This window comes from Nocardia wallacei, from assembly GCF_029869545.1.
Lineage (GTDB): Bacteria > Actinomycetota > Actinomycetes > Mycobacteriales > Mycobacteriaceae > Nocardia > Nocardia wallacei_A.
Genome location: NZ_JARWQD010000380.1, coordinates 13,135 through 28,468 on the forward strand (window position 1 = coordinate 13,135; position 15,334 = coordinate 28,468).

14 protein-coding genes are annotated in these 15,334 nt (G+C 69.9%); 8 read left to right on the forward strand and 6 right to left on the reverse strand.

Features of this window, described 5'->3' with window-relative positions; all coding sequences use genetic code 11:
• Nucleotides 1-11 precede the first annotated feature (11 nt).
• Nucleotides 12-752 (forward strand): hypothetical protein, encoded by a 741-nt coding sequence (locus QH290_RS35885; RefSeq protein ID WP_280265014.1) that lies wholly within the window; start codon nucleotides 12-14, stop codon nucleotides 750-752.
• A 187-nt stretch (nucleotides 753-939) separates the two neighbouring features.
• Nucleotides 940-2,196, forward strand: coding sequence for a TetR/AcrR family transcriptional regulator (locus tag QH290_RS35890; RefSeq protein ID WP_280265013.1), 1,257 nt, complete (start codon nucleotides 940-942; stop codon nucleotides 2,194-2,196).
• Nucleotides 2,197-2,219: 23 nt separating this feature from the next.
• Here QH290_RS35890 and QH290_RS35895 read toward each other — a convergent pair whose 3' ends face one another.
• The 3 genes from QH290_RS35895 to mftF form a co-directional block, all read right to left on the reverse strand.
• Nucleotides 2,220-2,927, reverse strand: a complete 708-nt coding sequence (locus QH290_RS35895) for an NUDIX hydrolase (RefSeq protein WP_280265012.1) — start codon at nucleotides 2,925-2,927, stop codon at nucleotides 2,220-2,222.
• 223 nt (nucleotides 2,928-3,150) lie between these two features.
• Complete coding sequence (locus QH290_RS35900) at nucleotides 3,151-4,512, reverse strand: GAF domain-containing protein (RefSeq protein WP_280267675.1); 1,362 nt, start codon at nucleotides 4,510-4,512, stop codon at nucleotides 3,151-3,153.
• A gap of 101 nt (nucleotides 4,513-4,613) precedes the next feature.
• Nucleotides 4,614-6,011, reverse strand: coding sequence for a mycofactocin biosynthesis glycosyltransferase MftF (gene mftF / locus QH290_RS35905; protein ID WP_280267678.1), 1,398 nt, complete (start codon nucleotides 6,009-6,011; stop codon nucleotides 4,614-4,616).
• Nucleotides 6,012-6,395: 384 nt separating this feature from the next.
• Here mftF and mftR2 point away from each other — a divergent pair, with 384 nt between their 5' ends.
• Entirely contained in the window at nucleotides 6,396-7,073 is a 678-nt protein-coding gene (gene mftR2 / locus QH290_RS35910) for a mycofactocin system transcriptional regulator MftR2 (protein ID WP_280267679.1), read from the forward strand.
• A 55-nt stretch (nucleotides 7,074-7,128) separates the two neighbouring features.
• Entirely contained in the window at nucleotides 7,129-8,184 is a 1,056-nt protein-coding gene (locus QH290_RS35915; protein WP_280387845.1) for a 2Fe-2S iron-sulfur cluster-binding protein, read from the forward strand.
• A gap of 46 nt (nucleotides 8,185-8,230) precedes the next feature.
• On the opposite strand, the gene QH290_RS35920 is transcribed toward QH290_RS35915, so the two are convergent.
• From QH290_RS35920 to QH290_RS35930, 3 genes are all read right to left on the reverse strand, one after another.
• Nucleotides 8,231-8,959, reverse strand: coding sequence for a DNA alkylation repair protein (locus tag QH290_RS35920; RefSeq protein WP_280267688.1), 729 nt, complete (start codon nucleotides 8,957-8,959; stop codon nucleotides 8,231-8,233).
• Between the two features lie 139 nt (nucleotides 8,960-9,098).
• Complete coding sequence (locus QH290_RS35925) at nucleotides 9,099-9,890, reverse strand: glutamate racemase (protein ID WP_280387847.1); 792 nt, start codon at nucleotides 9,888-9,890, stop codon at nucleotides 9,099-9,101.
• Between the two features lie 26 nt (nucleotides 9,891-9,916).
• Nucleotides 9,917-11,095, reverse strand: a complete 1,179-nt coding sequence (locus QH290_RS35930; protein ID WP_280387849.1) for an NAD(P)/FAD-dependent oxidoreductase — start codon at nucleotides 11,093-11,095, stop codon at nucleotides 9,917-9,919.
• A 213-nt stretch (nucleotides 11,096-11,308) separates the two neighbouring features.
• Here QH290_RS35930 and QH290_RS35935 point away from each other — a divergent pair, with 213 nt between their 5' ends.
• The 4 genes from QH290_RS35935 to QH290_RS35950 all read left to right on the forward strand — a co-directional run bounded on the left by QH290_RS35935 (nucleotide 11,309) and on the right by QH290_RS35950 (nucleotide 15,251).
• Nucleotides 11,309-11,656, forward strand: a complete 348-nt coding sequence (locus tag QH290_RS35935) for an SPW repeat domain-containing protein (protein ID WP_280267683.1) — start codon at nucleotides 11,309-11,311, stop codon at nucleotides 11,654-11,656.
• Nucleotides 11,656-12,285 carry a TetR/AcrR family transcriptional regulator gene (locus QH290_RS35940; protein WP_280267684.1) on the forward strand — a complete coding sequence of 210 codons (630 nt, stop codon included), beginning with the start codon at nucleotides 11,656-11,658 and terminating at the stop codon, nucleotides 12,283-12,285. Before QH290_RS35935 ends, QH290_RS35940 begins: the two co-directional genes overlap by 1 nt.
• A gap of 254 nt (nucleotides 12,286-12,539) precedes the next feature.
• Nucleotides 12,540-13,685, forward strand: a complete 1,146-nt coding sequence (locus tag QH290_RS35945; RefSeq protein ID WP_280387853.1) for a lipase family protein — start codon at nucleotides 12,540-12,542, stop codon at nucleotides 13,683-13,685.
• Nucleotides 13,686-13,742: 57 nt separating this feature from the next.
• Nucleotides 13,743-15,251, forward strand: a complete 1,509-nt coding sequence (locus tag QH290_RS35950) for a hypothetical protein (protein WP_280387851.1) — start codon at nucleotides 13,743-13,745, stop codon at nucleotides 15,249-15,251.
• Nucleotides 15,252-15,334 lie beyond the last annotated feature (83 nt).

Consider the following 15,334-nt stretch of genomic DNA (forward strand, 5'->3'; position numbering starts at 1 on the left):
AGCGAGAACCCATGAGCGACAAGGAAAACGACGAACCGACGGCCGACAGCTCCGCGCGGAAGGCCGACACGACCACCGAATCCACCACAGGCTCGTCCACCACGACCGCCGACGCAGCGGACCCGACCGCCGCCACCACCGGCACCCGTGCGGACTCCTCGGCAAGCACCTCGGGCTCCGCCGACGCGGCCGAGGCAGAGCGGGGGACGGCCTCCGGGCGATTCGCCGGATTCCGCCCGGCCGCCCTCGGGCGCGGCGGGCGGATCGCCGCACGGTCCGCCGCGGCCCTCGCGCTCGCCGCCGCCGTCGGCTCGAGCATCTTCTTCTACCTGCAGGATCGGGACAAGCAGGACCTGCTCACGGCCCAGCGGGAGGCCCGCGAGACCGCCTGCGCCTACGGCCCGGTGCTGTCCACCTACGACGCGAAGAATCTTGACCAGTACGTCAAGGGCGTGCAGGCCGGGGCCACCGGGGAGTGGAAGAAGCAGTTCGAGACCACGAGTAGGGATCTCGCCGACGTCCTGGCCAAGGGCGAGGTCGTCGCGAAGACCGACGACGTCCAGTGCGCGCTGCGCAGCGCGGACAAGACCTCGGCGGAGGCCATCGTCGTCATGGGACAGACCATCACCAGCCTCGGGACGAAGGGACAGCCGCAGAAGGGCCAGCTGTCGGTGGTGATGCGCCTGGAGAAGGGCGGTGACCGCTGGCTGGTGAACAAGATCGACACACCCCTGCTGCCGCCGCAGCCGTAATACCACACGTGTCATCCGAAACCGGCGGTAACACAGACCGCTGGCAAATCGCCTGGTCGTTACCATGGCGTGCATGAATGTCGAGGAGCGCCGCGGCGTACCGACCGCACGCGACGGCGTCCCGCAACCCGAGCGTGTCTCCCGGAACCCGGCCCGACGCGCTGCCTCAGAGAGACAGGCCAGAACCGTGAGCCGAGGACAGCGCGGCACCGCGCACCAGGTAGAACAGCCGACAACAAAACCGGAGGAGCGGGTGATCCGCCGGCGCCCGAAGAACCGGCGCGCCCAGATCGCGGCCACCTCGGCGGCCGCGTTCGGTTCGCTGGGCTATCACGGCGTCAGCATGGAGGACATCGCCTCCCGGCTCGGCATCTCCTCCGCCGCGCTGTACCGGCACTACCCGAGCAAATACGCGCTGTTCCGGGAGGAACTGCTGCGCCTGGGCGCGGCCACCGTCGCCGCGGTCACGCTGCCCGCCGAGGCCGCGGAATGGACGCCCGAGCAGCGCCTCGGACACGTCGTCGACACGGTGATCGCCGATGTCATCGCCAATCGCCCGACCGTGGCGCTCGTCCGCTGGGAGGGTCGCTACCTCGACGAGACCGACCGCGCCACGCTCGACGACCAGTTCGGCTCCGCCGTCGCCATCCTGCGCGACCTGATCGGCGAGCTGCGCCCCGAATTGTCGCGCCGGGACCGCCTGGTCCGCGCGGTGGCGGTGTTCAGCGTGACCAGCAGCATCGGCGATCACCACGCCACGCTGCCGGTGAAATCCATGACGGCCGTGCTGAATTCGGCGGCGTGGGCGGTGATCCGCGCCGACCTGCCCACGACGGAGGCATCCCCGCGGCCGCCCCGCGCGGTGGAGATCCCGCAGTCGTTCAAACACGAGGTGCTGCTCAAGAAGGCCGTCGAGCTGTTCCACGCGCGCGGCTACCCCAACGTGAGCGTCGAGGACATCGCCATGGCCGCCGAGCTGTCGGCGGCCTCGGCGGTGTACCGCTACTACCGCAGCAAGAGCGATCTGCTGGCCGCGGCGTTCCGGCGGGCGGCCGATCGGATGTCCGGGGCGATCGGGCCCGCGGTGACCTCGTCGCGGACACCGGCCGAGGCGCTGTCCAAGCTGATCGACCTGTACGTCGCGGGCTCGTTCGCCGAACGCGAGCTGACCTTCGTGTACTACGCCGAATTCGGCCACGTGGGCACCGAGGAGCGCACGATGCTGCGCAATATCCAGCGGCTCATCGTCGCCGAGTGGGTGAAGTTGCTGATCGAGGTGCGGCCGGAGCTATCGGAGGCGCAGGCGCGGATCCTGGTGCAGGCGGCCTTCGGCCTGGTCGTAGACCTGGGCCGCGTATTCGGCAACAACGAGCGCATCTGTCCCCAGGACAGGGTGAGCAACCTGATGGAAACGATCGTATTCGGCCGCCCCCATCCGCAGTAACCACCACCCACCACAACACGAAATCAGGTGGGGCGCAGCATCGGTGGGTGCAGGATCCGGGCGGGGCCCGCGCGGAACAGCTGGGCCGGGCGGCCGCCGCCGACCGTGGTCCGGCCGGTGGGCTCCACGAAACCCGGTGTGCTGGTGACCTTTCGGTGGAAGTTGCGCGGGTCGATGCTGGTCCCCCACACCACCTCGTACACCCGGCGCAGCTCCGCGACCGTGAATTCGGAGGCGCAGAAGGCGGTCGCGAGCGGCGTGTACTCGATCTTGGCCCGCGCCCGCTCCACACCGTCGGCGAGGATCCGGCGATGGTCGAAGGCCACCCGTCCGCGGTCCGCCAGCAGTTGCTCCACCGACCAGATCGCGGCCGCGGACGCCTCGGGCCCGGCGTGCGGGGCGGGGAGATTGGGCACCAGCGCGAGATAGGCGGTGCTGATCACGCGTCCGCGCGGATCCCGTGCCGGTTCGCCGTAGGTGGCCAGCTGCTCGAGGTGCAGCCGGTCGGCGCGAATCCCGGTCTCCTCCCGCAACACCCGCACCGCGGCCGCGGACAGGCTCTCGTCCTGCTGCACGAATCCCCCCGGCAGTGCCCACCTTCCGCGATAGGGCGCGAACAGCCGCTGCACCAGCAGCGCGCACAACGTGTCGTTGGTCGTCCTGCGTGCACCGAGCGTCAGCACCACCAACTCCACCGCGGCAGCGGCATTCAGGCGAAAAGCACTGCCCATGATCGCGATTGTATTCGTCAGAGTGACGATAAATGGCCCGGCGAGAGATGGCGGCAGGCGCGGAGACGGCCGGAGAAACCGGCTCGTCGGTGCCGGACCTTCCCCGGGACCGGTACCGACGATGCCTCGGGACGGCCGTAGTTGAAGGTCGAACTCGGCCACTCCGGTGCCCACCCTACTCGCCCGGGCCGACAATCCCGGCAGTCCGCGGAACGAATGCCGCCTACGCGCCGAAGTGCCGCGCCCGGATCGGGTCCGCGGCCGCCCGGCGGTCCAGCAGCCGGATCTTGGCCTCGATCTGCGTGTACAGCTCCGATTCCCGATCCACCACGGCGCGGTAGGCCAGCCAGGCCGCGGCATCGTCGCGTCCGTCGGGGCCCGCGGTCCAGCGGCTCAGCACGGCCGGATCGCCCGAGCCCAGCACCGCGGCGCGCAGTCGCACCCGCATCTCCTCGCGGATGTCCATCACGCCCGGCGCGGCGGACCGCGGCAGCACCGGCCCGGCATACGCACGCACCGCCGCCGCCACATCCCCGGCGTCCAGCGCCGTCCGCAGCGCGGCGACGTCCGTGCCGATGGTCGCCCGCAGCCGATACGGGCGCGAACCCAACGCCTGCGACCCGACCACCCCGCGCAGTCGCGACATCGCCGCGCGAATGGTGGCGCCACCGAGATCGGCGTCGTCGAGCAGCAGCGCCAGGTGGTCGGACGACAGGCCCGCGGGATGCTCGGACAACAGCAGCAGGATCTCGGCGTGCCGCTGCGACAACGTGATTCGCCCGGCACGCGTCTTCAGCTGTGGCTGCCCCAGCCCGAGCAGCTCCAGCCCCAGGCGCCCGGTATCGGATGAATCGGCCACGGTCGCAGCGCAATCCGGCGCCGGGACCGCCCGCACCGCCGCCAGCCGCAGCTCCAGCTCCGCGGCGGTCGCCGTCGCCTTCACCAGCGCCAGGATCTCCGGCCGCGCCACCCGGATCCCGCCCGCGATCATCAGGACACCGACCAGGCGACCGCGCGGATCATGGACGGGCGCAGCCGCTCCCGTGATCGGATGCAACCGATGCAGCACATGCTCGGGACCGTGGATCCAGGTCGCGCGGCCGGTGCGCACCACCAGCCCGATCGCGTTCGCGCCGATGCGCCGCTCGCTGAGGTCGTCACCCTCCCGCAGGCCCGACTCCGCGACCGCCGCGACCCGGCGCGGGTTGCCGAGCACCCAGAGGGCCCGGCCGTACTGATCGGCGACGACCACTGCCACACCGACGCGGGCGGCATCCTGCAGCAGCAACTCGTGCACCAGTGGCAGCACCGCCGAGATCGCATGCCCGTCGCGATAGCGTCGCAGATCGGCGCCGCGCAGCCCGCGCTCATCGAGATCACCGGCGGGATCGACGCCATCGCGCACGCTGCGCAACCAGGAGTCCAGGATCGGCGGCCGCAGCAGACCCGGCAGCCGGTGCAGGTGCTCGCCACCGGCCGCGAGATGTCGATGTGCCTGGGCAGCATGGGTTTCCAGGGCGCCGAGACGATCCTCGGGCTGCGCGTCGTGCTGTGGGGCGGCGTCACCGGTGAGATTGCTGACCATTCACCTTTCTTTCCGGTACCGGACTGTACCGGCAGCCCGGAACCCGGGCCGGGGAAGGCGAACGTTTGTCCGTCAGGTCACACGGGCGCGTGCGCCGCGGGTCAATGCGGCGGCACCGCGGGACGCAGCGCCGCGACATTGCGGGCGCGGGCGGCTCCCCACCACAGTCCGGTGCCGTAGGCGAGGTCGTCGAGCCGCTTGCAGAGCAGATATCGCGCCGGATCCAGCCCGCCGGAATCGCGGTGGGTGAACCAGTCGGCGAGCCCGTCGGCGACCGCCATCGTCAACGCCAGGCGCCGAATGCGCGGCGAGACCACCATCGCCAGCACGGTGACCGGCCAATAGTGGCGGCACAGGGCCGACACGATCCGCCACATGCCGCCGGAGAAGCCGCGCGCCAACTGAATTGCCGCCACCCGCGTCGGGTTGTCCAGTTCGGCGAAGACGCGGCGCAACCGCACCAGCGCCGCCACCAGGGTGGCCACGCCGCCCAGCACACCCCACCGGGAGGCGGTCGCCAGCAGCGCCGTGGCCACCACCGACCAGAACGGTACCGACAGCGGCGCCACCATCCCGGCGTGCCGACGGGCCAGCGGCGCGGCCCCGGCACCATGGGACACCTTGCCCCCGAACCATTTTCCGAACGACACCGGATGGTCGCAGGCGACATGGGCGGCCGGTTCGTAGCGCAGCCGCCACCCGGCCTGCTCCAGCCGCCAGCACAGATCGATATCGGCCGCCGACCGCATCTCCTCGTCGAAACCGCCCTCGGCCAGCAGCGCCCGCCGTCGCACCAGCAGCGCCGCGCCCGGCACGTGCGATACCGCGCCGCGCGAGGTCACCGCGGCCTCCCGGCGGCCGTGGTCGAGCGTCGAACGGGTCTGCTCGTAGCGGCTCAGCACGGTGGAATCCGGATCGCGGGTGACGATGCGGGGCGCCACCAGCGCCACCTCCGGATCGCTGAAATGCCCCAGCATCACCTCGAGCCAGCCCGCCTTGGGCACCACGTCGGAGTCGAGGAAGGCCACGAATTCGGTTGTCGCCGCGCGCAGCCCGGCATTGCGGGCCGCGGCCGGGCCGTGTCGGCGGTCGTGGCGCAGCACAGTCACCCGGCAGCGGCCGCGCGTGCGGGGAATGCGCACCGGCCGGTCCGAGCCGTCGTCGACCACCACCACGCTGTGCCCGCGCAGCGTCCCCAGCAGCCGCTCCAGCCCGGCCGCGTCGTTGCAGTGCGGGATCACCACGGTGACATCCTCGGGCGAGGGCAGCAGCCGCGGCCGCGGGTTGGCCACACCGGAATCGAGCAGCCGTCTGGCAACCCCCGCGGAGGCCGGATCCGTCACCTCGAGAAACCCATCACCGATCAGGGCGGCAGCCTCCGGCGCAAGTCGCAGCAACCGCGTCGGCGAGCCGCCGACGAGGAACCGCCCACCGGAGTAGGTGCGCACCCGAGGATCGATACGTACCCCGAACCCGTCGGGCAGTCGATCATGGCGCATTCCAGGGATGCTATGCGCTGATCGGCATTCGGTCAGCCCGTGTCGAAAAAAACGGATCGAATTCGATACGAATACCGCCCCGCGCGCCGCACCCCGGGACCGACGACCGGGCAGCAATTCTCGAAGTTGCTGGCAATCCATCGGCAATCACGACGGTGAGGGTGATGCAGAACACCTTCGGGCAGTGCGCAGTTCACCATTGGCTAATGCAGTGTTGCGACCGCAGCGCTGCGCCGCGCGGTGCCGTCGCACACACACCGGCCGACGCTTTCACGCGCGTTCTAGACTGCGGTGGTATCGGCAGGTTGAACGAACAGCAGATGATGGATGGCCGACGCGCCGAGGGCGCGGAAACTGCCTCGAGGTGACATAGGAGTCGGACGGATGCAGGGGAACGCCGCGGGCCGGGCACGCGCCGGGAGCGTCAGACCCGGAGGCGGCGCCAACAACACCGCCAATCAAACATTGTCGGAATCCGAGATCGTCGAGGCCGCGCTGCGCGTGGTGCGCGAGGACGGCGTGGAGAAGCTGTCCATGCGCCGGTTGTCGCGCGAACTCGGCGTCTCGCCGATGGCCCCCTACTACTACGTCGCCGATAAACGCGAACTCCTCGATCTGGTGGCCTCCGCGGCGCTGACCGGAGTACGGAAACCACCCCCGGAGGCCGGGCCGTGGCAGCACCGCCTGCGTGATCTCATCGATCAGATCGATGAAAAACTGCGCAAGCATCCGGGACTCGGCGACGTCCTCATCGAGCAGATGCTCGGCAAACAGCTCGATCTGATCGCCGCGGTGATGGAGATCCTGTTCGACGCGGGCTTCGACGACCGCAATGTGCTGGCCGCCTATGCCACCATTCACACCTATCTGTTCGGGCGCGCGCGGGTGAATCCGCGCGACCGGTCGGCACTGACCGATGCGCAGTTGCCGGAGGCGGTGGCGCGGGCCGTGCGCCACATCGGCGATCTGCGCGGGAAGTACACCTACGACTTCGGCATGGAGGTGCTGGTCGCCGGGTTGGAGGCCCAGCTTGTCCGGCAGCGGGATGGCCACGTACTATGAAACTAGAACACGTTCTAGTTTCGGCGGCGCCGCCGGCCAGGCCCGAGAGGACACCATGACCACTGTCGAAGTACCGCACAGCTCACGATCGGCCGTGCTGCGGGTTTCCGCGGTCATCGCCGAAACGGGCGATGCCTGCTCGCTGGTGTTCGACGTGCCCGAGGAGCTGCGCGAGCGGTTCACCTACCAGCCGGGCCAGTTCCTCACCCTGCGCATCCCCAGCGACCGCACCGGTTCGGTGGCGCGCTGTTACTCGCTGGCGAGTTCGCCGCACACCGACGACCGGCCGAAGGTGACGGTCAAGCGGACCGTCGACGGATACGCCTCGAACTGGGTGTGCGACAACGTCAAGGCGGGCGACGAGCTCGAAGTGCTGCCGCCCTCAGGGGTTTTCACGCCGAAGGACCTCGACGAGGACCTGCAGCTGTTCGCCGCCGGGAGCGGCATCACGCCGGTGATGTCGATCCTGAAGTCCGCGCTGGCGCGGGGCAGCGGGCGCATCCTGCTCGTCTACGCCAACCGCGATCCGGAATCGGTGATCTTCGCGAACGAGCTGCGGGAGCTGGCGGACAAGCATCCGCAGCGATTGGTCGTCGTGCACTGGCTGGAGACGCTGCAGGGGCTGCCGAGCGTCGACGCGCTGGCCGCCGTCGCCGCGCCCTACACCGACCGCCGCGCCTTCATGTGCGGACCCAAGGCATTCATGGACCGCGTGCACGACGCGCTGGCCCAGCTCGGCGTCCCGCGCAACCGGACGCACGCCGAGATCTTCAACTCCCTCGCCGGAGACCCGTTCGCCGATACGGCGCCGGTCGAGGTGAGCGAGGAGGAGCAGGCCGATGCGGCCACCGTGGAGGTGGAACTCGACGGCGAGACGCACAATCTGAGCTGGCCGCGCAAGCAGACCCTGGTCGACATCATGCTGTCCAAGGGCCTGGACGTGCCGTACTCCTGCCAGGAGGGCGAGTGCGGTTCGTGCGCCTGCACCGTGCTGGAGGGCAAGGTGGAGATGGACAACGCCGAGATCCTCGACCCGGAGGACATCGAGGCGGGCTACATCCTGGGCTGCCAGGCCCACCCGGTGACGGACCACCTCAAGATCCAGTTCTAGCGACCGAGGCCGTCCCGGCGATCCGGAGCTGCGCTCGCGTCGACCATCAGCGCAGGCTCCGGTAATGTTGCCGCGCTTCGGGTTCCAGGTGTTCGGTGGCGTAACTCAGGGCGGTGCGACCCAACTCGGCGGCGTGCCGGTCGAGGAAGCCGGTGAGCAGGGCGCGGTCCACACGCTTGCCCACCTCGCGCAGCATCCAGCCGACGGCCTTCTGGATCAGATCGCGGCGGTCGGCGAGCAGCCGCTCGCTCAGCTCGAACGTGGTGGTGGCGTCCCCGGCCTTGATGAAGGCGAAGGTGGTCAGCAGCGCCACCCGCCGCTCCCACAGCGAATCCTGCTGCGCCAGTTGGAAAAGCAGGTCACGGGGCCGGTGCAGCAGCCAGGGACCCAGCACGTTCTCCGCCGAGACGTCGACCAGGTCCCAGTTGTTCACCCGGCCCCGCCGCACCGCGGCCAGGTACAGCTCGACGATCTTCTCCTGTGCCGCACGATCTTCGGTGCGCGGCTTCACGGCCCGGGCCATGGCGGCGTTGAGGACGACCAGGCCCGCCAGCCGATGCTCGTGGACCGGACTGTCGAGCAGCGCGTCGATCTCCGAAAGCGGCAGTGCCGCAAACCGCTTCGCCACCTTCCGGGTCTGCGGCACGCGCACGCCGATGAACTCGTCGCCCTCGCCGTACTCACCGGGCCCGGTCTTGAAGAACCGCTGCAGGTGCACCGCGTCCGCCGGATCGGCGACCTCCGCCAGCGCCGCCCGCACGGCCGCCGCGGTCATCTCCGTAGTTCCCGTCCCCGCATTCCCGGCGCCCACAGCAGCTCCCTCTCGTCGTGGAAGATCATTCACCGCCAGTATCGCCGGTGCCCAGCGCGCGGTCGTTCAGCCGAGCCGTCGGCCTGCCGCAGCGGCTGTGTGATCAGCCTGCCGCGTCGGCGGGCTGGAATGCGGTGGGTGTGGCGCCCAGGATCCGGCCGGACTCGTAGGCGGCGGCCGCCTGCGGCAGCGCGCCCGGGCGGCCGCTGTTCAGCACCGTGACGGCGCCCGCTCCGCCGCTCGGGCGGCCCAGCGCATCGATGCGCCGAAGCGTCTGGGCGGCAACGGCTTCCGCGCTGTCGAACAGCCGCACCGAGTCCGGGAGCGCGGCCACGATCGCATCCAGCACCAGCGGGTAGTGGGTGCAGCCGAGCACCACGCCCTCGGTGCCCGGCGGCGTGCGGTCGGCCGCCCGCGCGATCGCCTCCTCGATCGCCGCGAGGTCGCCGCGGTCGATGGCGTCGGCGAGACCGTGACAGGCCACGCCGTTCACCTCGGCGTCGCCGCCGAAACGCGTGATCAGGTCGGCCTGGTACCGGCTGGCGGTGGTCGCGGCCGTCGCCCAGACGGCCACCTTCCGGCAGGCCGCGGCGGCGGGCTTGATGGCGGGCACCGTCCCGATCACCGGAATCTCCGGCCCCACCTCGAGGCGCACCTGCTCCAGCGCGGTCACGCTGGCGGTGTTGCACGGCAGCACGATCACCTCCGCGCCCACCGTCAGCGCGCGCCGGGCCGCCGCCAGCACCCGGTCGACCACCCACTGCTCCGGCTTCGGACCCCATGGGGCGCCGTCGGGGTCGGTCTGCAGCAGCAGATCCAGATCGGGCCGCAGCTTCCGCAGCCACGCCCCGGTAGGCAACATCCCGAGTCCGGAATCGATGAGCGCGACGATCACCCGGCCAACTCTAATTAGTCCCCTCGTCAGCGGGCCGGGGTGGGTGCGGTGGCGAGTTGGGCGCGCATTTTCATGACGGCGCCGGTTTTGCCTGCGCCGACTACGGCGGTCAGGGTGCCGTCGGCGAAATAGTGGGCGAGGAATTTGCGGCCGTCGTCGTCGAGGATGCGGACCTCGTCGGCGGCGGCGGGAGTGCCCAGCACCTGGATCTTCAGGTTGTACTGATCGCTCCACACGTACGGGACCCGGGCGGCGGACGGCGGTTCGGCGCCCAGCAGGGCGCAGGCCAGCAGCTGCGCCTGCTCTCCGGCATTGGTCCAGTGCTCGACGCGCCGGTGCCCGCCGGTCTCGTGGCGCCAGGCCGCGACATCCCCGACGGCCCACACGCCGTCGACCGCGGTCCGGCCCACCTCGTCGGCGAGCACCCCGCCACCGGCGCTCGGCTCCGCGAGCGGGATGCCGGATTCGGCGAGCCACTCGGTCACCGGCACCGAGCCGACACCGATCACCACCAGCTCGGCCGCCACCTCGCTCCCGTCCGACAGCCGCGCGCCACGCACCGAATCACCCTCGACGACAAGCGAATCCAGTCCGATCCCGCATCGCACGTCGACACCCTCGGACCGGTGCAGGCGCGCGACGAGCGCCCCGACCCGCTCCCCCAGCGCGGCGGCCAGCGGCGTCGGCTGCGGCTCCACCAGCAGCACGTCCAGCTCGCAGGACCGCAGGCTGGCCGCCACCTCGCAGCCGATGAAACCGGCACCCACGACCACCGCCCGGGTGGCACCGGACAGGGCGCCGCGCAGCGCGGCCGCGTCCTCGTGCCGACGCAGCACGTGCACGCCGGAGGCGTCCGGGAGGCCCGGGATCCGCCGCGGCCGCAACCCGGTCGCGATGATCAGCTGCTCGTAGCCGATCTCGGAGCCGTCGGCGAGCCGCACCCGCCGCGCCGCGGTATCCACGCCGGTGGCACCGGCGCCCAGCCGCAGTTCGATGTCCTTGTCGGCGAAGAATTCGGCGGGCCGCAGCGTGGTGTCGTCGGTCTCCCCGCGCACGAACTGCTTGGACAGCGGCGGCCGATCGTAGGGCAGCCGCGCCTCGTCACCGACCAGGACCAGCCCGCCGGTATATCCGGCCCGGCGCAGCTCCTCCGCGGTGCGCAGCCCGGCCAGGCCCGCACCGACGATCACGATCGGCCCGGTCATCGCGCCGCTCCCGGCTCCGGTACGGCGGTCACATACACCCACAGTCGCACAATAGGACACCCTAATCTAGAACTTGTTCTAATTTCTACCCCTACCGGCACAGCCCACCACCACACTTCGGTACGAAATCTTGTTCCGCCCGGTATTGATCGGGCGGTCAATCAGAGCTATACCGAGAGGTGAACATATCCCCAGTCCTCGAGGAGGCAACCAATGTTCACCGAGAGTCGCGCGCAGGACCTCGTAGCCGTCGTGCTCGGCGTCTTCACCGCGCTGTCACCCCTCTGGGTCGACACCAACACCCGGGCGCTGTGGACGTTGATCGTCCTCGGCGTGCTCATCGCGCTCAGCGGCATGGCCCAGCTGGCACGGCCCGCGATGTCCAATCTGGACTACGCGATGGGCCTGTTCGGTGTGCTGCTGTTCATCTCCCCGTGGGTGATGAACTTCGACGCATTCAGCGGCGCCTCCTGGACCGCCTGGATCGTCGGCGTGCTGACGGTGGTGGTCGCGGTGGCGGCACTTCCCCAGGTGACGGCACGGCTGCATACTGCACACTGATGCACATGCCGAAACCCCATCGAGCGGGGCGTCGCCGGAGCAAGAAGGTCGACGGCGACGCCCGTCAGCTCATCCTGGATGCCGCCGAAAATCTCTTCGCGACACATGGATTCGACGCGACCGCGACGGCAGCCATCGCCGCCGCGGCCGGCGTTCCGAAGGGTTTGGTCTTCTATTACTTCCCCACCAAGGATTCGATTCTGTCGGCACTGATGGCCGAGCGGGTCCCCGCTCACCCGCTCGACGACATCAATACCGTTGTCGCACCCGGCGATCCGGCCACCAGCCTGGTGAACCTCGACGCCGCGCTGAACCTGCGCGACCACCACTCCTCGGTGCTGCGCGTGATCATGTGGCGTGAGGCCGACACCCACCCCGATGTCCGCAAACAGCTGCGGCGCATGCGCGATCAGCTGCTCGACGTCACCGCCCGGGTGCTGCAGGCCAGCGCTTCCGCGCCCGTGCAGCCCGGCACGCTGCGCGCCTGCGCGACGGCCTGGGTCTCGGCCGTCCTGGCCATCACCACCACCGACAGGTTGCACGCCCTCGACGGGCTCACCCTGCCCAGTACCGAGGAGATCCTCAACCTCTCCCAGGTCATCGCGGCGGGCATGACCCACCTCGGCTGACCGCTCGGGCCGCTTCTCGTTCACCTGCCGTTTCCGGCGTGTTTCCCCAGGAAAATCCGCACCCCAGTGTCGGCGTGTCGCGCTGATCACGGGACATTTCGCACTTGAATAAAAACTGACTGGTCTTTCCGATTTCGCGAGATACCCGTGGAGGTCGTGTGATTCGTCAGCCCCGCGCCGGCATCGCCGTCGATGCGCCCCGTGGACTCCGACGACTGCTGAGCGTGCTGACCGGATTGGCCCTCGGGCTCGCGATGGCCGCACCGGCGGCCGCGCAGCCGATCTACCCGCGGCCGAATCCGGACCCCTTCTTCGCCGCGCCCGCGGATCTGGCCGATCACCCGCCGGGCGCCGTGCTCGCGACCCGGCCGATGCCGCCGCTGCCCATGTTCCCGGGCGTCACGGTCACCTCGATCAAGTTCCGCTCCAACAACTCTCACGGCGATCCGATCGCCGCGATCACCACCGTGCTGACGCCCGCCAATCACGTGCCGGACGGGCCGGTGCTGTCGTATCAGCACATCATCAACGGGCTCGGCGCCGACTGCGCGGTCTCGCACGTGCTGTACACCGCCGACCCGAACCTGCAGGTGCGCGAGGCTCCCGCGCTCAATGCCCTGCTCGCGCGTGGCTGGAGCATCGCGCTGCCCGACCACCTCGGACCGCAATTCGCCTACGGCGCCGCGCGTTTGGGCGGCCAGATCACGCTGGACGGTATTCGCGCGGTGCGGCAGGTGCCCGAGCCGCAGGCCGGTCGGAGCCGCGTCGCCATGGCCGGTTATTCCGGCGGCGGCATGGCGACGGCCTGGGCCGCGGCGCTGCAGCCGGAATACGCGCCCGAACTCGATATCGCCGGGGCCGCCACGGGCGGGGTGCCGATGAACATGGTGACCATGGTGAAGGCGCTGGGCACCAACTCGCACCCGGCATTCGGGCTCGCGATGGCCGCCGCGATCGGGCTGGAGCGCGAATATCCGGACCGGCTGCCGATCAGCGACTATATGAACGCCCGGGGCATTGCCGCGCGCAACGCGATGGCCAACGGATGCACCAATGAAATCCTCGCCGCCGGAGCGGGGCGCAATGCCCTCGAATACGCCAAGAACACCGAGCTGATCGACAGCCCGGACGCCTGGGCGGTGGTCGAGGAGAACAGCCTCGAACTGTTCGACGGAATTCCGAAAACCCCCGTGTTCGAGTGGCATTCGCCGACCGATCCGCTGATCCCGATCGACGCGATCGTCAATACCAACCGCCGCTATTGCGAGGCGGGCGTGCGACTGCAGGCCGAATTGACCTCCTCGCCCGAACATCTGTCGGCCGCCGTGCTGGGCGTCCCGGCCATGGTCGACTGGCTCGACGCCCGCTTCCGCGGCGACCCGGCCCCGTCGAACTGCTGAGGTGAGCGGGGGACACACGGCCTGAAGCCGCGCTGCGGCGGGGATAGCATGACGGCTATGACGGATGCTTTCGCCAGTTTCGGGGAACCCAATCACACACGACCGGAGGGTGCTCGGCTCACCCACCCGGCCAACAATTCGGGTCCGTCATCGGCGAATTCCCTGACCGGCATCGATACCGCCGGGCAGAGCCCGTTCGGCCCCGAGATGCAGTGGAACCAGTTGGATTTCGCCACGCAGTGGGCCAATGCGGCAACGCAATCCCCCACCACCTCGCCGCCCGAGCCCGCCGTCAGCCGTTCCGAATCGCTGATGTCGGCCCCCGATTCGGTGGCGATCAGGCCGGAGTCGTCCACATCGGCCGACTCCGGCCCGCGCCGGGGTGAATCGGCGCCGAATCCGCCGGAATCGATCACCCCGCGCAGAGATTCGATCAACCCGCGAAACGGATTCCCCGCGCCGCCGAACGACTCGGTCGCCCCCCACAACGACTTCTCCACCTCGCCGAACGGTTTCGCTTCCGCGACCGGCTCAACCATCTCACCCAACGACTTCCCCTCCCCGCCAAACGATTTCGCACCCTCCACCAAAGATTCCGCCACCCCGCGCACGGACTTCTCCACCCTGGCGAACAACTTCACCTCGACCAACCAACCCACCAGCCCTGGCGACAACTTCACCGCCACGTCGAACGAATCCATCACCCCTTACAACAACACCCCCACCCCGGCGAACGACTTCACCGCCCACAACGCCTTCTCCACCCCGGCAAACGAATCCGCGACACCGAACAGCCTCTCCACCCCGGCAGACGGCTTCAGCGCCTCGACGAGCGAAACCGCCACCCGCAACAACTTCACCACTCCCCGCAACACCTCCACCGCCTCCACGAACGAATCCGTCACCCGCAGCAACAACTTCAGCGCGCCGCACAACGACTTCGCCGCGCGCAACGACCTCGGGGGATCACGGAACGACCTGACGACTTCCCAGCGGGAACCGGCCGCAACGCCGAAGGATTCCGGCGCACCGCGGCCGGAATCCGTCGCCCCGCGGCGGCCCGAGACGGCCCCGTCGGAGTCCGACCCCCTCACCCCGCGCTCCGAGGCCGTGCTGCCCCAGCGCGCGTCCGCCGGTTCCGCGGCCGGAACCGGCATGCCGCGACGCGGTTCCTCGCGCGCGGACTCCGATCCGGCCCGGCCCCAGCCACATTCCCGGCAAAGTACCGGGGCCGCGGAGACGACGCCGCGCAACGAGGCCACGCCCGCCCACCGCGGCCCGGAGCCGACCCCGATCCGCCGCACCGCCAACCACCGCCAGGCCACCGCGAGCGACGACTCCCCCACCGTCGACGTCCACGTAGTAATGCGCCTGCTGCTGGCCAGCCACAACCTCGAGACCATCGCGAAGAAGGCCGAAGCAGGCGACATCTCCCTCGACGACTTCATCCGCGCCGCCCACCGCACCCGCACCGCCGCGGTCGACCTCGTCTCCGCCTGGTTCGGCGGCACCGACCAAATGCGCCAGTTCGCCGAGGCCCTATTAGCCGCAACCGAACCCACCTGACGCCGGGGCACGGAACGCCGCCTCCCGAGTACATCCAGGAGCACATGCGGGCACGGAAACCCCGCCCTAAGACGCGAAAAGGG

What these genes read in the sequence shown, in the direction of transcription:
- QH290_RS35885 (WP_280265014.1), top strand. Translation starts at nt 12, where the DNA reads ATGAGCGACAAGGAAAACGACGAACCGACGGCCGACAGCTCCGCGCGG.
- QH290_RS35895 (WP_280265012.1), bottom strand. Translation starts at nt 2,927, where the DNA reads ATGGGCAGTGCTTTTCGCCTGAATGCCGCTGCCGCGGTGGAGTTGGTG.
- QH290_RS35900 (WP_280267675.1), bottom strand. Translation starts at nt 4,512, where the DNA reads ATGGTCAGCAATCTCACCGGTGACGCCGCCCCACAGCACGACGCGCAG.
- mftF (WP_280267678.1), bottom strand. Translation starts at nt 6,011, where the DNA reads ATGCGCCATGATCGACTGCCCGACGGGTTCGGGGTACGTATCGATCCT.
- mftR2 (WP_280267679.1), top strand. Translation starts at nt 6,396, where the DNA reads ATGCAGGGGAACGCCGCGGGCCGGGCACGCGCCGGGAGCGTCAGACCC.
- QH290_RS35915 (WP_280387845.1), top strand. Translation starts at nt 7,129, where the DNA reads ATGACCACTGTCGAAGTACCGCACAGCTCACGATCGGCCGTGCTGCGG.
- QH290_RS35920 (WP_280267688.1), bottom strand. Translation starts at nt 8,959, where the DNA reads ATGACCGCGGCGGCCGTGCGGGCGGCGCTGGCGGAGGTCGCCGATCCG.
- QH290_RS35930 (WP_280387849.1), bottom strand. Translation starts at nt 11,095, where the DNA reads ATGACCGGGCCGATCGTGATCGTCGGTGCGGGCCTGGCCGGGCTGCGC.
- QH290_RS35935 (WP_280267683.1), top strand. Translation starts at nt 11,309, where the DNA reads ATGTTCACCGAGAGTCGCGCGCAGGACCTCGTAGCCGTCGTGCTCGGC.
- QH290_RS35940 (WP_280267684.1), top strand. Translation starts at nt 11,656, where the DNA reads ATGCACATGCCGAAACCCCATCGAGCGGGGCGTCGCCGGAGCAAGAAG.
- QH290_RS35945 (WP_280387853.1), top strand. Translation starts at nt 12,540, where the DNA reads ATGGCCGCACCGGCGGCCGCGCAGCCGATCTACCCGCGGCCGAATCCG.
- QH290_RS35950 (WP_280387851.1), top strand. Translation starts at nt 13,743, where the DNA reads ATGACGGATGCTTTCGCCAGTTTCGGGGAACCCAATCACACACGACCG.